Origin of the sequence: Corallococcus sp. AB038B (assembly GCF_003668955.1) — a bacterium.
GTDB lineage: Bacteria > Myxococcota > Myxococcia > Myxococcales > Myxococcaceae > Corallococcus > Corallococcus exiguus.
In genome coordinates this window covers 101,042-117,413 of sequence record NZ_RAWO01000013.1, presented here as the reverse complement: position 1 = coordinate 117,413, position 16,372 = coordinate 101,042, and the positions used below count along the sequence as shown (strand labels likewise).

Genomic DNA, 16,372 nt, shown 5'->3' with positions numbered 1-16,372 from the left:
AACGGCACATGGGTGCTCAAGTCGTGATGGGAGCGATGCTCCAATGCAGCTTCGGGATGGCGCCCTCGTCGCTGATGGTGCTGCCCGTGAACCGGATCATGGCCACCACGCCCGCGGCGAACATCATGGACAACAAGCCGTTCCTGAACGTGCTGCCCTTCGGGATGTGCCAGTCATTGGCCAACCCCATGGTGGCGGCGGCGACCGCGGCGGCCCTCGGCGTCCTCACCCCCATGCCCTGCATCCCCGCCACGGCGGCCCCCTGGGTGCCCGGGTGCCCCAAGGTGCTCATCGGCAACATGCCGGCGCTGGAGAGCAACTCCAAGTGCATGTGCAGCTACGGCGGAGTCATCCAGGTCGTCTCCCCCGGACAGATGGTGGCCATCGATGGGTAGCCCCGCGCAGGTGTTGGAGGCCGTCGACTTCGCGCTGCTCGACGTGGAGTTCACCACCGCCCCCGTGCCGCTCGACGAGTCCGAGGGCCCGGATCCGCGCCTGGAGGCCATCACCGGCTTCGTCGCCAAGAGCGAGTACGCGGACGCGGCCCGTGCCGCCGAGGGGCTCCTGCGCCAGGGCGTGCGCGACGTGCGCGTGGTGGGGCCGTACCTCTTCGGCCACTTCTTCGCGGAGGGCATGAAGGCGCTGCCCGTCCTGTTCCGCTCCCTCAAGCGCACCCTGACGGAGAACTGGGACTTCTTCGGCCCGATGGAGAAGAAGCTCGTCTTCGCGGACACCGGCCTGCGCTGGCTGCTGAAGATGATGGGCAAGCACCTGGAACACCACTCGCGCCTCAAGGACGCCCAGTGGCAGGCCTGGACCGCGCCCGGCAATCGCGAGCCCATCGAGGAAGCCCTGACCCTCGGGGATCCCCTCATCGCCGCGCTCGCCATCCTGCAGAAGCCCGCGTGCATGGACGCCATGCGCTCGCTGCTCGGCGCGGTGCGCTCCCACGCCCAGGGCGTGCCCTTCCTTCCCCCGCCGGAGGAGCCCAAGTCCGAGGCCCCGGAGCCCGAGCTCGCCGCCGCTCCGGACGAGGAAGAGGACGAGGACGACGAAGGGGAGGAGGAAGAGGAGATCCGCCCCGCGCGCCGCAAGAAGGCCGCCCGCCAGGAGGAACAAGACTCCGGCCCCAGCGTGCCCATGTCTCCCGCGCTCGCGCTGCTGGTCCGCAAGCTGTCTGCCTTTGAGGCGCTGGTGGAGAAAGAGGACTACTCCAAGGCGAGCGTCATCGCCGTGGACGTGCTCGCCACCGTGGAGCGCTTCGACCCGCGCGTGTTCCTGCCGCAGCTCTTCTCTGGCTTCTTCAATGGCCTGGCGCAGCACGCGGAAGCCATTGAGCCCATGCTGCACAACACGGAGACGCTGTCCTTCCGCGCCATGGATCAGCTCTACCGCGTGGACCTGGACGCGTTCCTCGTCGCCCAGCAGCGCCAGCCGCGCGGCGGCGGCTCGGAATACGACGAATAGCCCCCATGGCCCTGGAGCGCGAACAGCCGAACCGCAAGCTCACCGTCGAGGAGCGCATCAGCGAGCGCATCCGCAGCTTCGACGTGCCGGCCCTCCTGGATCTGCTCGCCAAGGAAGGCTACGGCGAGGCGGAGGTCGAGTTCCGCAGCCACCGCAGCACCGTGCACCAGCCCCATCTGGTGCATGCCATTGAATTCACCCGCCACCCGCGCAAGCGCGTGGTGATCACCGTCAACCTGGGCCTGCTCAGTCTCCAGACGCCGCTGCCATCCTTTCTCTTCCAGGCCATGGATCGCCTGGAGCAGGACACGATGGCTGACTTCCTGGGTTACTTTGACCACCTGTTGCTGCGGACCCGGTTCGCGGGCCAGTTTCCTGATCGCGACGAATCCCTGCTGCCCGGCTGGGAGCACTCCACCGCGCATCGGCTGCGTCTGCTTCGCCTCGCGTGCCCCAGCAGCCTGCACTGGCTTTTCGCCAAGGTCTTCCCGGAGGCGGAGGTGGTGGTGCGCCGCGAGACGCGCCGCCAGCGCATCGAAGCCAAGGGGATCCGCCTGGGCGCCGCGGCGCTCGGAGACGGCAGCGCGGTGGGCGGCTTCGCCACCGTCCCCACGGGCGGGGTGGAGGTGCGGCTGTTCCTCAACGAGCCGCACTCCGGCACCGGCACCCCCTGGGCCGTGGAGGCACGCAGGCGCCTCAACACCCGCATCCTTCCGAGCCTCGCGGAGACCCCGCTCGTGCTCGCCGTCATCCTGTGCCTGCGTGATCAGAGCAGCTACGCCCGGCTCATCGACGGAAGTCATCTGGGCTACGAGCCGCTGGTAGGCGGTCCGGAGCAAACCCAGGAGGTCCTCCTGTTCACGGGGGACACCGCTCAACTGCGATCATCGGAACCCCGGTAGACCTGTCATGTCGGCTGGTTGACGGGAATTCCTGATCGCGCCTAGGCTGTAAATGTTCACTCGGCAGGGCGTACTCCCGGGGCGGCTCCAGTAGGACGGGGGGAATAAAGCGCTCTGCGATTGTCAGGGAGTCACCGTGGCCATTCAGGACCAGCTTCCCAAATCCCGCATCACCCTCACGTACCGGACCACCATCAACGGCGAGCAGGAGACGGTGAACCTGCCGTTGCGCCTCCTGGTCATGGGCGACTACTCGCTGGGGACCTCCGAGGACCGCAAGACGGACCTGGAGACGCGCAAGCTGCGCTCCGTGGACGGCCGCAACCTGGACGAGTTGATGAAGGACATGAAGATGTCCGCCAACTTCCAGGTCGCCAACCGCATCAACCCGGACGTGGAGGAGGAGCTGAACGTCACGCTCCCCATCGACCGGATGAAGTCCTTCCACCCGGATGAGATCGTCAAGCACGTGCCGAAGCTCAAGGCGCTGCTGCTCCTGAAGACGCTCCTCGTGGAGATGCAGTCGAACATCGACAACCGCAAGGACCTGCGCCGCGAGCTCTACGAGCTGTTCTCCAAGCCGGATGCGCTCAAGGAGCTGCTCAACGAGCTGAAGGGCTACGAGACCATGCGCCTGCCCGCCGGAGAGACGGCGAAGACGGACGCGCCCGCCGCCGCCGCCCCCGCCGCTGGCAAGCCCGCCGGGGGTGCCGCCGCCGCCACGGCCGCGGTCGCCGCCACCGTCGCCGCGGGCGCCAAGCCCCCGGCCGCTTCCTGATCCGCCTTCCCAACCCCTTCGACTTCTAAAAGGACTCCGCCATGGCTGAGACCACCTACCTGAAGCGCCTGTTCACCAGCGTCCGGCTCGATCCGCCCCAGGAATCGGCGCCGATGATCACCACCAACTTCGCGCCCGCCGGCGACGAGCAGCAGGTCACCCTGGAGAGCCGCTTTCTCTCCAGCGTCGCCGCGCTGCTGCAGAACGTGGCCCCCGTGGAGGGCCCGGACAACACCGCCCGCTTCGACAAGGGCCAGGTGCTGGACGTCATCAGCCGCATCGATCGCATGATCGACGTGCAGATGAACGAGATCCTCCACAACGACACCTTCCAGAAGCTGGAGTCCACGTGGCGCGGCCTGGAGGACCTGGTCGACCACACCAACTTCAAGGCCAACATCGCCATCGACATCCTGGACGTCGCCAAGGATGAACTGGCGGAGGACTTCGAGAACAACTCCAGCAACATCTTCGCCGGAGCGCTGTTCGACAAGGTCTACATCCAGGAGTACGACCAGTACGGTGGCCGTCCCTTCGGCGCCATCGTCGGCCTGTACGACTTCTCCTCGTCGCCCGCGGACCTGACCTGGCTGCAGCGCATGGCCAAGGTCTCCAACGCCGCGCACGCGCCGTTCATCTCCGCCGTGAACCACAAGTTCTTCGGCTGCGAGACCATCGAGGAGATGGAGGCCATCAAGAACCTGGAGGGCGTGCTCGCCCACCCGCGGTTCGGCCGCTGGAACGCGTTCCGCGACACGGAGGAGGCCGCGTACGTGGGCCTGACCTTCCCGCGCTACGTGCTGCGCCTGCCCTGGCACCCGGACAAGAACCCCTGCGACGTCCTCAACTTCACCGAGACGGCGCGCGGCGACTCCGACAAGTACCTGTGGGGCAACTCCGCCATCCTGCTCGCGCGCAACATGGTGAAGGCGTTCGAGATCAGCGGCTGGTGCCAGTCCATCCGCGGCCCCAAGGGCGGTGGCCTCATCTCCGGCCTGCCCGTGGACACCTTCTCCCTGCGCGGCCAGGAGGAGATCAAGGCCCCGGTGGAGATCGCCATCCCGGACTACCGCGAGTACGAGTTCGCGCGCTCCGGCTTCATCCCGCTCGTGTACCGCAAGGGTTCCAGCGACGCGACGTTCTTCAGCACCCAGTCCGCCAAGGTCTCCAAGACGTTCAAGGACCCCAAGGACTCGGAGAACTCGCAGCTCGTCACGAACCTGGCCTACACGTTCTCCATCACGCGTCTGGCGCACTACGTGAAGTGCATCATGCGCGACAACATCGGCAACACGGCGGACGCGCCCTACATCCAGCGCCAGCTGGACTCGTGGCTGTCCAACTACGTCACGACCGTGGCCAACCCGGACGACCTCACCGTGCGCCGCTTCCCGTTCAAGGCGAGCAGCGTGGCCGTGTTCCCGCGTCCCGGTGAGATCGGCTGGTACGACTGCAAGCTGGCCGTGCTCCCGCACATCCAGTTCGAAGGCCTCAACGTGGAGCTGATGCTCGAGTCGCGGCTCGGTTAAGCCGCATCCCACCTGGGGCAGGTGAGTGCCTGCCCCGCTTACCCTGGAGTGACAGATGCCCCAGTTTTCGCGGAACCTGGACGTGTATCAGGGCTTCAACTTCAAGAAGGACAAGCAGTCCCCCGTGGGCTACATCACCGCCATCACCATTGGCGGCCAGGCCCTGGCGCCGGATCAGGAGACCATCAAGGATCCTGAGAACCCGGACGCGGCCATCGCCGACAAGGTCGTCGCGGTGCTCAACCACTACCTGTGGGAGACGGGCGTGACGGACGCCATGTACTTCTCCGGCCAGGTGTCGGTGGCGAACAAGCAGAAGGTGGCGGAGATGCTGCTGGGCAACTTCAGCAACATTGAAGTCAACTTCAAGTACGTCATCTACGAGTACGACCCCATCGGGAAGAAGTACTTCAAGTCGAACTTCCTCGACGCGGAGATGAAGGGCCTGCTCGAGAAGAACGGCGACGACCTGAACATGTCCGTCGCGGACAACGAGTCGCGCGAGGTCCAGTCGCCCAAGAACTTCACGTTCCAGATTGGCATCAAGCCGCAGGCAGCCGAGCAGTCGCTGAACCTGGCGACCTCGTCCGCCAAGAAGATCGCGAAGAAGTGGGGCATCACCGAAGCGGCCGCCAAGTAGCGTTGGCCGCGGTCTGAGTCTAAACCGGGCTGGGAGCAGGTCTCGCTCCCGGCCTGGGTCAGGCGGGTGGAAGGAAAGAACGGCGTATGCAGCGGTACAAGCTCGCACGGGTCCGCTGGCACGTAGGCCAGACGCTTCTTCCGGAGCATTTCGTCGCGCAGGAGGACGCGCTGGACGCGGAGATCCGCCTCCATGCCACCCTGTCCGGCCTGCCGTCGTACGGCATCGCGAACATGGCCTGGAACGAGTCGCTCCTCCAGAGCGGCAGCCTGTCCATCTCCGCGCTCACCGTCGTCACCAAGGCCGGGGACCTGATGGACGTCCCGGGCAACTCCGTCATCGCGCCGCTGTCGCTGGAAGCCGTCGGCAAGACGGAGTTCATCGTCTACCTGCACGTGCTGAAGGAGACCGTCAGCGCGGAGGGCATCCGCCTGTACGCGGATGATCCGCCGGTCATCCAGCGCGTGCTGCACAAGCTGCAACTGTCCACGGAGCCGGTGCTGGACGGGACCGTCGCGTCCCTGGGGCTGGCCGCCGTATCCCAGGACGAAGACGGCGCGTGGCACACGTCCGCGGACTGGGTGCCCGCGCTCCTGCTCGTGGGGCCCAACCCCTTCCTGGAGAAGCTGCTCTCCACGCTGGATGATCTGCTGGATCAGGTGCGCCAGCAGCTGCTCACCAACATCTCCGACACGTACCTGCGCACGGACCGGCTCACCAACGCGCGCCGGGCGCTCTTTGAAGTGCAGCGGCTCATCGCGCTGCGCCGGGACATGTTCCGGCAGGTGTACGTGCACCCGTACCACCTGTTCGACGCGCTTCGCCGGCTGTACTTCGAGGCGTGCTGCTACCTGGAGATGCTCCCGGACGAGCAGATGCCGGTGTACCAGCACGAGGGGCTGAACGAGGCCCTGGGTGGGTGGATCCGCCTGCTCCAGCGCAGCTTCCAGCCCGAGGCCACGCGCTCCACGCACAAGGCCTTCCAGGCGAAGGAAGGGCAGTACCAGATGACGCCGCTGCCGCCGGAGATCCGCTCCGCCAGCGAGGCCTACCTCCTGGTGCAGCGCACCCAGCCCGGCGAGCGCACGCCGCTGGACGGCGTGAAGCTGGCCAGTCCCACGCGGCTGCCGCTGGTGCGCCGCCAGGCCCTGAAGGGCGTGCCCTTCAAGCATGTGCCGTATCCGTCGTTCCCGCACGCGCTGGGGCCGGAGATTGACTGGTACCTGCTGAGCAACGGCGAGGAGTGGCAGCACGCGCTGCGCGAGGACGGCCTGGCCTTCTACGTGACGCCCGCGCTCCGGGGCGCCCAGACGTCGCTGTTCTGGCGGAGGAGCTAGACGCCATGGCGCGCGCACCGTTCCTGGACAAGTTCGCGACTCGCAGGGAGCGCACCAACTCGCGCGACAGCCTGGAGCACGTGATGCGCAACATCGAAGCCGTGCTCAACACGAAGAAGGGCTACGGCTTCTTCATGCATGACTTCGGGCTGGGCGGGTACACGGAGAAGCTGGGCACGCGCGAGCTGGTGGAGGCGCTCACCGCGGAGATCCAGCAGGAAGTCACCCAGCACGAGCCCCGGCTGGTGGAGCCCGAAGTGAAGCTGCGCGGCCGCGACAGCTCGCTGTGGCTGTACTTCGACTGCAAGGGCACCTTCAACGGGCAGCCGTGTCACCTGTCGTTGTTGTTCCACTCCACCACCGGCCGGGTTCGCGTGCAGGCGGAGGACACCTGATGGCCTTCGCCGACCGCCTGGACCTGGGCCTGACGCTCACCATCGGCGGGACGGCGCACGCCATCCCCTCGGCGGACGTGCTCGCCTTCGAGTTGGACCTGCACGGCTGGGGGCACGAGGGGAGGGTGGAGTTCCGCGTGCTCGACGAGACGGGCCACGGCGGACAGAAGCAGGACAAGCTGCTGGCGGACTTCCTCAAGCCGGACCTGGTGGAGGTGGCGCTGGAGCTGAAGGCCGTGCACTCCGACACGGCGACGAAGCCCACCTTCACGTCGCTGAAGGTGAAGGGGCTGGTGCAGGACAAGTCCCTCACGGAGGAGGGCGTCGCCCAGGCCAAGGGCGCGGGCATCACCTACCGGCACTACACCGTGCGCTTCGTGGACCCCGCGCGGCTCCTGTGGAAGCAGCATTACCCGTGCGTGCTCTACACGCAGAAGACGCTCCAGGACGTGCTGGACGCGCACAAGGGCGACAAGATCACCCTGGCCAATGACTGGGACGCGCAGCTGGCCAAGACGCGGCCGCTCATCTTCCTGGGCCTGTCCCCGGAATCCGGCGCCAGCTTCTACGACTTCGTCGTCTGGTTCGTGAACACGCGCAACGGCGTGCTGGCGTACGACTACACGGCGCAGGGCTATCAGCTGCGCGCGGCGAAGGACGCCAGCCCCACGCCCCTCACGCTTCGCTCGGCGGACGTGGACCGCGTGTCGGTGGTGTTCCCGGAGGTCGCGCGCCACGACGTGGCCATCCTCAACGCGGCCGCGGAGAGCCCCAAGAACCAGGCCATCACCAACGCCCAGGCCGTCACCGGCGTCCGTCAGGACGTGCTCCTGCGCACGGACATCGCGGACGACGTGCAGGCCCGCGCCACGCTGGAGACGGCGCGCCTCAAGGTGCGCGGCCTGGAGGTGGAGCTCACCTGGAACCGCTTCCCGGCGGTGGCCTTCGCCCCGGGCGCGCTGGTGAAGCTGCCGGACACTGCTGGTTGGACGGCGGCGGGCGTGCCCGTCACACAGGACTTCCGGGTGCGCCGGATGCACCTGCGCGCGGATCCGCTGCCCGTGGAGGAGGGGGAGATCCCGGCGGGCGAGCAAGGGGAGGAGCCCACGCGCCGACCCAAGCCGGAGAGCCGCTATCTCATCTCGTTCACCACGCGGCTGGAGAAGAAGGCCGAGCTGCACACGGACCTGCCGCCCTTCACCGCGCCGGTGTTCCCGCGCTTCGTGGAGGGGCTCATCGTCAGCGAGGTGGGCGAGAAGAAGGACGAGACCTGGCAGGCGTACACGGACGACGCCACGTCGCTGGACAGCTACAAGGTGAAGCTGCCGCTCTTCGCCAACCAGATCATCCAGGTACCCTTCAACGCGAACCTGCAGCCGGGGCACTTCTACTTCCCGGCCTACAAGGGCGCCCGGGTGCTGGTGGCGCTGGACTTCCTGCGCGCGTGGCTCAAGCGCAACCTGGACTGGCGAGCGGGCGCGCGCCTGCCCTCGGACGGGCAGGGCGTGCACCTGCTCGTCGGCAAGACCACGACGAGCGGCACGTCCATGCGGCATTTCTACGAGGACAACAAGCCGTTGTGGCGCCTGCAGCGCACGAACGAGAGCGACACGGAGAAGGTCGAACTCAAGGAAGGCAACCTGCTCATCCTGGTGAAGGAAGAGTCCGCCTGAGGCGGGAGGGACGATGGGAGCTTCAGGACCGGGAGCGGCAGGAACGCTGGTCTGCAAGATCGAACTGGACAAGAAGGGGGGCATCACCGTCCAGGTCGACAACGGGGATGATCAGATCACCCAGACCATCGTGATGGACGGCACCAGCATCACCATCACGGTGAAGGGCCCGCAGGAGACGAGCACCTACGTGCAGAAGCAGGACAGCATCGTGGTGACGGTGAAGGACCTGACCTTCGACACCGACACCATCACGATGAAGTCCAAGGGCGTCTCCAAGTGGAACAGCCAGGACACGTTCACGGTGGAGAGCACCAAGGACATGACGCTCAAGACGAGCGCCAAGCTCACGCAGACGGCCACCAGCGACGCGAAGCTGTCCTCCAGCGCGAACGTGAACATCGAGGCCACGTCCAAGCTGGCAATGAAGGGCAACATGGGCGCGGAGATGGTCACGTCCGGCGGCGAGGCCAAGGTGGACGGCGTGACGCTGAAGCTCGCCGGCAAGTCGCAGGCGGAGATGTCCGGCGCGATGACCAAGGTGTCCGGCACCGGCAAGCTCGATTTGGAGAGCTCCGGCATGGCGAACCTGAAGGGCTCCATCACCAGCGTGGGCGGCACCCTGGTGAAGCTGGGCTGAAGACGACTGACTCACACATGGCAACGACAGACGTACGGCGGGAGAGCGGGCGGTGAAGGACTTCTCTGAGAAGATCTACCTGGATTTCCTGTCGGAATTGGACGGGCTGGAGCGTTTCCGTCAGCGCTTCCAGGAGCGGCACCCGGCGGCTCCGTTGGACCGCGAGGACCCGGACGTGCGCCGCCTCATCGAGGCGATGGCGTTCTTCTCCGTCCAGACGCGGCACGCCACGCTGCACAACCTGCGCTCCACCTGGCGCCGGCTGTTCGCGGGCTTCTTCGACTTCCTCCTGGAGCCCGTGCCCGCCACCGCCATGGCGCAGGCCGTGCCCACGGAGAAGATGGTGGAGCCGGTGCTCCTCACCCGGGGCACGGAGCTGCGCCTGACGCCCGCGGAAGGGGTGGCGGGCTCCTTCCGGCTCCAGCGCGACCTGCGCGTGCTGCCCATCTTCCTCAAGGGCACGGACGTGGTGCCGCAGGTGCGCAGCGGCCACCGGCTGATCCTCCGCTTCGAGTCCCGCTTCGCGCGCAAGGACGCCATCGACGTGCTCAGCCTGCACGTGCGGCACCTGGACGACTACCGCTCGTCGCTGGCGGTGTTTCATGCGCTGCGCAAGCACGTGAAACAGGTGAGCGTCGTCTACGACGAAGAGGCGGATGAGCACTCCGTGGGCAGCCCCTGCGAGGTGTCCTTCAACCGGGACCCGCCCGCGCCGGACGACAGCGGCCTCTACGCGCACCCGTTCCAGCGCCTGCGCGCGTTCTTCCAGTTCCCGGAGCAGCAGCTCTTCGTGCACGTGAAGGTGCCGCCGCCTCGCGGCAGCTCCTGGATGCGGTTCTGCATCTGCCTGGACTTGGACAAGGATTGGAGCGTCGGGCGCTCGCTGCACCCGGACTTCTTCCAGCTCTTCACCGTGCCGGTGGTGAACCTCAAGGCGGAGCCCGCGCAGGTGGTGGTGGCGGACGGCACGCGCGCGGAGCACCCCATCATCAGCATGAGCGCGGGGCGCGAGTTCACCCTGCACTCGGTGACGGGCGTCTTCGAGATGACCAAGGCCGGCCTGGCCCCGCTGCGGCCCGCCTTCCTGCCCGGCAAGGGCCCCAGCTACGAGGTGGACGAGACCTTCGACGAGAAGCTCGCGTCCCGGCAGAGCCTCATCGTGCGCATGCCGGAGGCCTTCACGGCGCCGCGAAAGATTGTCTTGGAGGCGCTGTGGCACCAGCCGCAGTTCTCCGCGCAGGCGGCGGGCAGGGTGGAGGTGTCCGTGCCGGGCCGTCACATCGAAGGCTTGAAATGGCAGACAGTGGGCAGCCTGCAGCCGCACCGCGACAGCGTGCTACGGGATGATGTCGAGGCGTTGACCCAATTCCTCGCGTGGAAGGCCAAGCCCACGCTGGGCCGCGACGAGGTGGTCGCCCTGCTGGGTCACCTGGGGACCCCCGCGGAGAGCCCGTTCCGCCGCGTCCTTCCATGGCTCAAGGAGTTGAAGTTCAATATGGTGCCCGACAGCGCTCTCAAGGGTTCGGGGATCCGCCACGCTTACGAGGCCGTGATGGAGCCCTTCGACCAAAGCTTCGAGCCTGTCGTCATCTGCTTTCTTGAGCAGTTGAGGGACCTGCTTGATGCTTGGAACAACGAGGCAACTGTTGATCTCAAGGCCTCGGTGGCGGGATTGGGACCGCTACAGCTTCCAACATAGACAAACACACGCATGAAACTGGAGCATTGGAACGCACTCCTGGCCACGCAGCGTCGCGTGCGCCAGCTCCTCGACCGGGCACTGCCCGCCGAGCCCGCCCCGGGTGCGCGCCGGCCGCAGGGCAGGGTGGGGCCGGAGGCACTGGGCCACCTGGAGCAGGCGCTGATGGTGGAGCTGGAGCGCCTGCGCGCCGCGTTCGGCGCGGACATGCGCCCGGACGAGGTGGAGGATTTGATCCGTCCCTTCGTCTACTTCCTCGATGAGTGGGTGCTGCGGCGGCTGGCGGACGCGGAGCAACATCTCTGGCCACTCCTGCAGCAGAACCTGTTTCAGGTTGATGCAGGCGGAGACCTCTTCTACGACTTCGTGGAAGAGAAGTTGCGTCGCAACGATACCCCCTCCATCGTCTTCGAGATGATCCGCTTCTGCCTGGCCGCGGGCTTCACGGGCCGCCTCGTGGGGCAGCCGGAGCGCATCCGCGAAATCAAGGACCGCATCTCGCAGCGCATCCCGCAGCCGGCGGCCATGGCGCCGTCCGCGCCGGTGGTGCCCGCGGCGGTGCCCACCGTCTATGACTTCCCGGTGCACTACTACGCCGTGACGGCGGCCATCGTGCTGGGGCTGCCCGTCTTCCTGTGGTGGGTCTCCAATTGAGGCCCTTCCCGACACACGACGCACGGCCTCCCGTGCCGGCGCCCAAGGCTCCACCCAAGACGCTCGCGCTGCTGGACGCGCTGGAGCAGCAGGTGGGCTCGGAGCTGGGGTCGCTGAAGGAGGGCGTGCAGCCGCTGCTGGACTCCGTGCGTGAGGGCCTGGTGGCGTTGGATCCACCGGGGGATGGAATGCTTCCGTCGCCGCAGGAGCAGGAGAAGCTGCGCGCGAAGCTGACGTCCACGCTGGAGGAGGCGGAGGATGTCCTCGAAGCGCTCCAGCTCGCCGTGAAGCCGGGCGGAAGGAGCGGCGGCTGACCGTGGGCGCGCTCCAGTCCATGCTGGCGGCATTGAAGGCCCACTGGGTGCTCGTGTTGGGCATCGTGGTGGTGCTCGCGGCCATTGGCGTGGGCGTGACGCTCTGGTGGCGCAAGCGGCAGCAGCGCGGCCCGTCGCTCGCGGGCGAGCAGAAGCCGCTCGGGTCCGGGCAGCTGCTGGCCATCCGCAAGCAGTTCCTGGCGAAGCTGCCGTGGCGCTTCCGCGCGTCCGTGCGGGACTTCCCCACGCTGGTGGTGCTGGGCCCGGCGGGCAGCGGCAAGTCGGACCTCATCGAGGCGGAGGTGGACTGGGAGCGGCAGCAGCGCCAGTTCATGCCCAGCTACACGGACGACCCGCTCCTCAAGATGTTCCTGGGGCCCGAGGTCGTGGTGCAGGAGCTGGCCGCTCCCGTGCTGGAGGATGACTCACGCCACGCGCGGCGTGCGCTGCGCCGGCTGTGGAAGGCCACCTTCGGGCGCCGGCACGTGGGCCGCGCCGTCATCGTCCTGAAGGTCAACTGGCTGCTGGAGACGTCTCCGGACGAGGTGAAGCGCGTCACCCAGCTGCTGCGCGGCAAGGTGAATCTGTTGTCGGAGGTGTGCCAGTCGCCCGTGGAGACGCGGCTGGTCCTCACGCACATGGACACGCTGGACGGCTACGCGGACTTCGCGCAGCTGCTGCGCCAGAACGGCGTGCCGCTGGAACTGACGGTGCCGCCGCCGGGCAGGGAAGGGGAGCTGGGGGAAGCGCTCCAGCCCATGGAGAAGTACCTGGCGCTGGGGCTCACCTCGCTGTCGCCGGACGCGTTCGAGCGGCTGGCGGCCTTCTACTCGCGCGGCGGCGAGGCGTTCGCGGCGCTGGGGCGCTTCGTGTCCACGCTGTTGGAGGGCGGCTCGCTGGCGTACCCGCTGAAGCTCCAGCGCGTGTACCTGTCCTCGGGTGGGGCGGATGCCCGGCCCACCGGGGCGCTGGCGGTGCAGGCGGATCAACCGGCGGAGCTGCTCGTCCGGGACTACCGCTGGACGCACCTGCGCCGGTGCGCGGCCATCCTCGCGGTAGGGTGCCTGCCGGTGCTGCTGGCGTACGGGCACTTCTACCGGCTGCTGCTCCGCGCGCAGGACAAGCTGGACGCGTTCCAGGTGACGGTGCAGCGGCTGGAGGATCGCAACCAGAGCGTGTCCGGCTCCGTGGTGGAGTCCCAGACGACCGACGCGGTGAAGGCGATGGAGGACCTCTGGGGCGCCACGCGCTTCTGGCCGCCCCTGACCCACAGCTTCACCGACGAGTGGGAGGAGCTGCGGGCGCGGCTCGCGCGCAGCATCCGGATGTCCTACCTGAAGCCGATGCTGGAGAAGTGCCAGGACCAGTGCCGGCGCTGCCCGGGCCAGATTCCCGGCTGCCAGCCCGCGCCCGCCTTCGCCGGCCGGGGCACGCGCGCCACGCCGTTGGTCCCGGCGTCCCCGGTGGATGACAGCTGCCACATGGAGACGCTGTGCCGTCCGGAGCAGGTGCTCTACACGCTGGGTGTGCTCTACGCCTCGCGCAACGAGGACCTTGGCAAGTTCGTGCTGCGCAGCGTGCAGGGGGCGCACAAGAAGCAGCTGGGGTGGACGGCGGAGGCCTTCGGGTTGAGCCTGGCCAGCACCGACCAGGAGCACAACTGGCTGGAGGCGATGGGCCTGGCCGAGCCGATGATCGCCAACTACGTCATCGCCAGCGACAAGCCCTTCGACGAGAACGTCCCCTGGACGCGCTGGCCCTTCGCCTGGCTGACGATGGACGGCCTGCTGGGCCCGTGGCGCGACCACTTCATGCAGCTGCAGGACACGCTGGCCGCGAAGGAGCTGGACCTGGCCCGGTGGCGCGCGCTGGCGGATGACCGTGAGCGCCTGCGCGCCTCGCTGGCGGAGAGCGCGCCGTACAGCTCCGCCCGCAAGGTGATGGACCTCATCAACGCGTCGGACGCGGAGCCGGACGCCAGCCAGCTGAAGGGCGTGGGCAGCCTGTTGGACTCGCTGGACTGGCTGCGCCAGAACCGCCAGACGCTGGAGGCCATCCTGCGCATGGAGGACGAAACGGACGCCGCCCTGCGCGCCGCCGCCCGCATGACGCCCGCGGAGCTGCTCACCCGCGCGGACGGCCTCTTCGCCCCCAGCGACGGCGACGCGCGCTACCAGGTGGAGGTCCTCCGGCGCGACTTCGTGTTCCGCCCCATGGACGTGTCGCGGCAGCTCTTGGACAAGACGCTGCGCTCGCTGAAGGAGACGGGCCGCACGCCGTTCAACGCGGATTCGTTCAACCCGCGCGCGGGCGAGACGACGTCGGAAGTGGCGACCGAAGGGGTGGGGGACGACGACACGGAGTTCACCAGCGGGACGCTCCCGGTGGTGGGCAAGGTGCTGGGCAAGGCCGCCTTCGAGGCGCAGCTGGCCCCGCTGGTGGACGAGTTCACGGAGCGGCTCGCCAAGTCCAGCCTGTCGCGCGAGGAGGCCGTGGAGCGCGCCACCTTCGTGCAGGGCAAGGTGCAGACCTTCGCGAAGCGCTACGGCCAGGACCTCTACGCGACCTACCGGGGCTACCGCTTCCGCACCACGCCGCGAGGCTCGCTGTCCAGCGACCTGTCCGTGCTGCTGCAGCCGTCGTCACCGCTGGAGGCGATGCTGCGCGACGTGGCCACCCGCGCTGGCGTGGGTCCGCTGGAGAGTGAGTACTACGCGCCCATGCGCGACGCGGTGGCGCCCTTCAAGCCGATCGTGCAGCTGATGACGCCGGACAAGAGCGGCGCGATCGTGGAGCTGGCGGCCTACACCACGCTGGTGTCGCAGCTGCAGCAGGAGCTGTCCGGCGCGAAGCCCGCGGCCGCGAAGCCCGCGGCGCCCAAGGACCCCGCAGCACCTGGAGCCGCTGGCGCGACGGCGTCCTCGGCGGGCTCGCAGCTGGCGGAGATGCTGTCGCCGGTGGGGCGCGTGGCGCTGAGCATGCTGCTGGAGGAGGAGGACTCGTATCTGCGCCGGGTGGACGCGTGGCTGGATCAGCACGGCCTGGTGGGCGAGTTCCGTCAGCCGTTCCGCCAGCCCTTCATCGTCGTGCGCAACCGGGGCCGTTCGGAGCTGGAGCGCGTCATCGCGGAGCAGTGGACCTACCAGGCCCGCCGCACGCTGGATCCGCTGGTGAAGCGCTATCCGTTCAACCCCAGCGCGTCGCAGGAAGTGGACCCGGTGGAGCTGGAGGTGCTGCGCCGCAAGGACGGGGCCTTCTGGGGCTTCGTCACTCAGGTGCTGGCGCCGGTGGTGGAGGAGCGCGGGACGGACTGGTCGGTGCGCTATCCGCTGAAGTCCCGGCTGCTGCTGCCGCCGCGCATGCTCTCCGCGCTGGGCCAGCTGGGCCGCCTGTCGAAGCTCCTGTGGGACGACGAGGGCAAGGCCCGTCCCATCGCCATGCAGGTGCGGCCGCTGCCGCTGCCGACGGCGCCCACGCCGGACAGCTTCGTGACGCTGTCGTTCTTGAAGTGCGGCGGGGCGGCGTCGTTCGGCTTCAACCAGCGGCCGGCGTGGGGTGAGTTCCCCCTGAGCTGGTGGAGCCCGCAGCCGTCGTCCATTGGCGTGGAGCTGCGCTCGCCGCAGCGGGATGGAAAGCGCTACCGCTCCATGGAGATGTCCGAGTCGTCCTGGAACTGCTTCCGACTGCTGGAGTCCGCGACGCTGACGGATCAGTCGAACGTGGTGTGGGTGCTGCCGGGTCGCGGGTTGGCGGCGAACGAGAAGGTGCTGGAGATCAGCTTCGGATTGCGCGGCGAGCCTTGGGCGCCATTCCGTGGGGTGGTGCCATGAAGGACAGGGGCGTGAGGCTGGCGGCGGGTCTGGTGACAGCGGTGGTGGTGGGCAGCTGCGCGGCGCCCAGCCTGACGGTGAACGTCAATGCGCCCGCGGGCACCAACCAGGGCCGGCCGCTGTACATGCTCATCCGCACGGTGTCGAAGACGTCGATGACGGAGGGCTACGCGGACGTCGCGGCCAAGGTCATCAGCCCGGACGAGTCCGTGCTCCAGACGGTGGTCATCTACCCGAGCCGCACGAAGCAGGTGAAGATCCCCCTGCCGCCGGAGCAGGCGGTGGCGGTGAGCTTCCTCTTCACCACGCCCAACGGAGCGTGGCAGGCGCTGCTGGATGTGCCGGTGCCCAAGACGGTGGACATCGAGCTGCAGGAGAGCCGCATCCGCACGGACCTGCAGAAGAGCCTGTCCGCCCAGGATTCCGCGCCGGCCCCGGTCGGCCCGCCCAAGGCCCCGGAAGCGCCCAAGGCGCCCGAGCCTCCGTTGACCCTGGCCTCGCCCAAGTAGGAGCC

At 68.1% G+C, this 16,372-nt stretch carries 15 protein-coding genes; all 15 read left to right on the top strand.

Translation table 11 applies throughout. The features are described 5' to 3' along the window. Positions 1-8 precede the first annotated feature (8 nt). The 15 genes from D7Y04_RS34870 (at position 9) to D7Y04_RS34800 (ending at position 16,367) form a co-directional block, all read left to right on the top strand. Positions 9-395: a DUF4280 domain-containing protein gene (locus D7Y04_RS34870; protein ID WP_120599259.1), complete on the top strand. Its 387-nt coding sequence runs from the start codon at positions 9-11 to the stop codon at positions 393-395. After that, positions 388-1,467 carry a type VI secretion system protein IglI family protein gene (locus D7Y04_RS44630; RefSeq protein WP_158627639.1) on the top strand — a complete coding sequence of 360 codons (1,080 nt, stop codon included), beginning with the start codon at positions 388-390 and terminating at the stop codon, positions 1,465-1,467. The genes D7Y04_RS34870 and D7Y04_RS44630 overlap by 8 nt, the downstream gene beginning before the upstream one ends. Before the next feature lie 5 nt (positions 1,468-1,472). Beyond that, positions 1,473-2,369 carry a hypothetical protein gene (locus tag D7Y04_RS34860; RefSeq protein ID WP_121762117.1) on the top strand — a complete coding sequence of 299 codons (897 nt, stop codon included), beginning with the start codon at positions 1,473-1,475 and terminating at the stop codon, positions 2,367-2,369. Between the two features lie 136 nt (positions 2,370-2,505). Beyond that, positions 2,506-3,147: a type VI secretion system contractile sheath small subunit gene (tssB, locus tag D7Y04_RS34855; protein ID WP_120599256.1), complete on the top strand. Its 642-nt coding sequence runs from the start codon at positions 2,506-2,508 to the stop codon at positions 3,145-3,147. Positions 3,148-3,188: 41 nt separating this feature from the next. Next, positions 3,189-4,676, top strand: coding sequence for a type VI secretion system contractile sheath large subunit (gene tssC, locus D7Y04_RS34850; RefSeq protein WP_120579047.1), 1,488 nt, complete (start codon positions 3,189-3,191; stop codon positions 4,674-4,676). Between the two features lie 55 nt (positions 4,677-4,731). Then, positions 4,732-5,316 (top strand): hypothetical protein, encoded by a 585-nt coding sequence (locus tag D7Y04_RS34845; protein ID WP_120579046.1) that lies wholly within the window; start codon positions 4,732-4,734, stop codon positions 5,314-5,316. Positions 5,317-5,402: 86 nt separating this feature from the next. Further along, positions 5,403-6,653 carry a type VI secretion system baseplate subunit TssK gene (gene tssK / locus D7Y04_RS34840; RefSeq protein WP_120579045.1) on the top strand — a complete coding sequence of 417 codons (1,251 nt, stop codon included), beginning with the start codon at positions 5,403-5,405 and terminating at the stop codon, positions 6,651-6,653. A 5-nt stretch (positions 6,654-6,658) separates the two neighbouring features. After that, positions 6,659-7,048 (top strand): GPW/gp25 family protein, encoded by a 390-nt coding sequence (locus D7Y04_RS34835; protein WP_120599258.1) that lies wholly within the window; start codon positions 6,659-6,661, stop codon positions 7,046-7,048. Continuing rightward, positions 7,048-8,721, top strand: a complete 1,674-nt coding sequence (locus tag D7Y04_RS34830; RefSeq protein ID WP_121762116.1) for a hypothetical protein — start codon at positions 7,048-7,050, stop codon at positions 8,719-8,721. The genes D7Y04_RS34835 and D7Y04_RS34830 overlap by 1 nt, the downstream gene beginning before the upstream one ends. Before the next feature lie 13 nt (positions 8,722-8,734). Next, positions 8,735-9,361 carry a hypothetical protein gene (locus D7Y04_RS34825; protein WP_121762115.1) on the top strand — a complete coding sequence of 209 codons (627 nt, stop codon included), beginning with the start codon at positions 8,735-8,737 and terminating at the stop codon, positions 9,359-9,361. Between the two features lie 52 nt (positions 9,362-9,413). Beyond that, a complete protein-coding gene (locus D7Y04_RS34820; RefSeq protein ID WP_121762114.1) occupies positions 9,414-11,060 on the top strand; it encodes a type VI secretion system baseplate subunit TssF in 1,647 nt (548 codons plus the stop codon). Positions 11,061-11,072: 12 nt separating this feature from the next. Continuing rightward, positions 11,073-11,714 carry a DotU family type IV/VI secretion system protein gene (locus D7Y04_RS34815; protein ID WP_121762113.1) on the top strand — a complete coding sequence of 214 codons (642 nt, stop codon included), beginning with the start codon at positions 11,073-11,075 and terminating at the stop codon, positions 11,712-11,714. Between the two features lie 32 nt (positions 11,715-11,746). Next, positions 11,747-12,028 (top strand): hypothetical protein, encoded by a 282-nt coding sequence (locus D7Y04_RS44625; RefSeq protein ID WP_158627638.1) that lies wholly within the window; start codon positions 11,747-11,749, stop codon positions 12,026-12,028. Between the two features lie 2 nt (positions 12,029-12,030). Next, on the top strand, positions 12,031-15,858 hold the full coding sequence (locus D7Y04_RS34805; protein ID WP_121762112.1) for a type VI secretion IcmF C-terminal domain-containing protein: 3,828 nt from the start codon (positions 12,031-12,033) through the stop codon (positions 15,856-15,858). Then, positions 15,855-16,367, top strand: coding sequence for a hypothetical protein (locus D7Y04_RS34800; RefSeq protein WP_120598872.1), 513 nt, complete (start codon positions 15,855-15,857; stop codon positions 16,365-16,367). Before D7Y04_RS34805 ends, D7Y04_RS34800 begins: the two co-directional genes overlap by 4 nt. Positions 16,368-16,372: the final 5 nt, after the last annotated feature.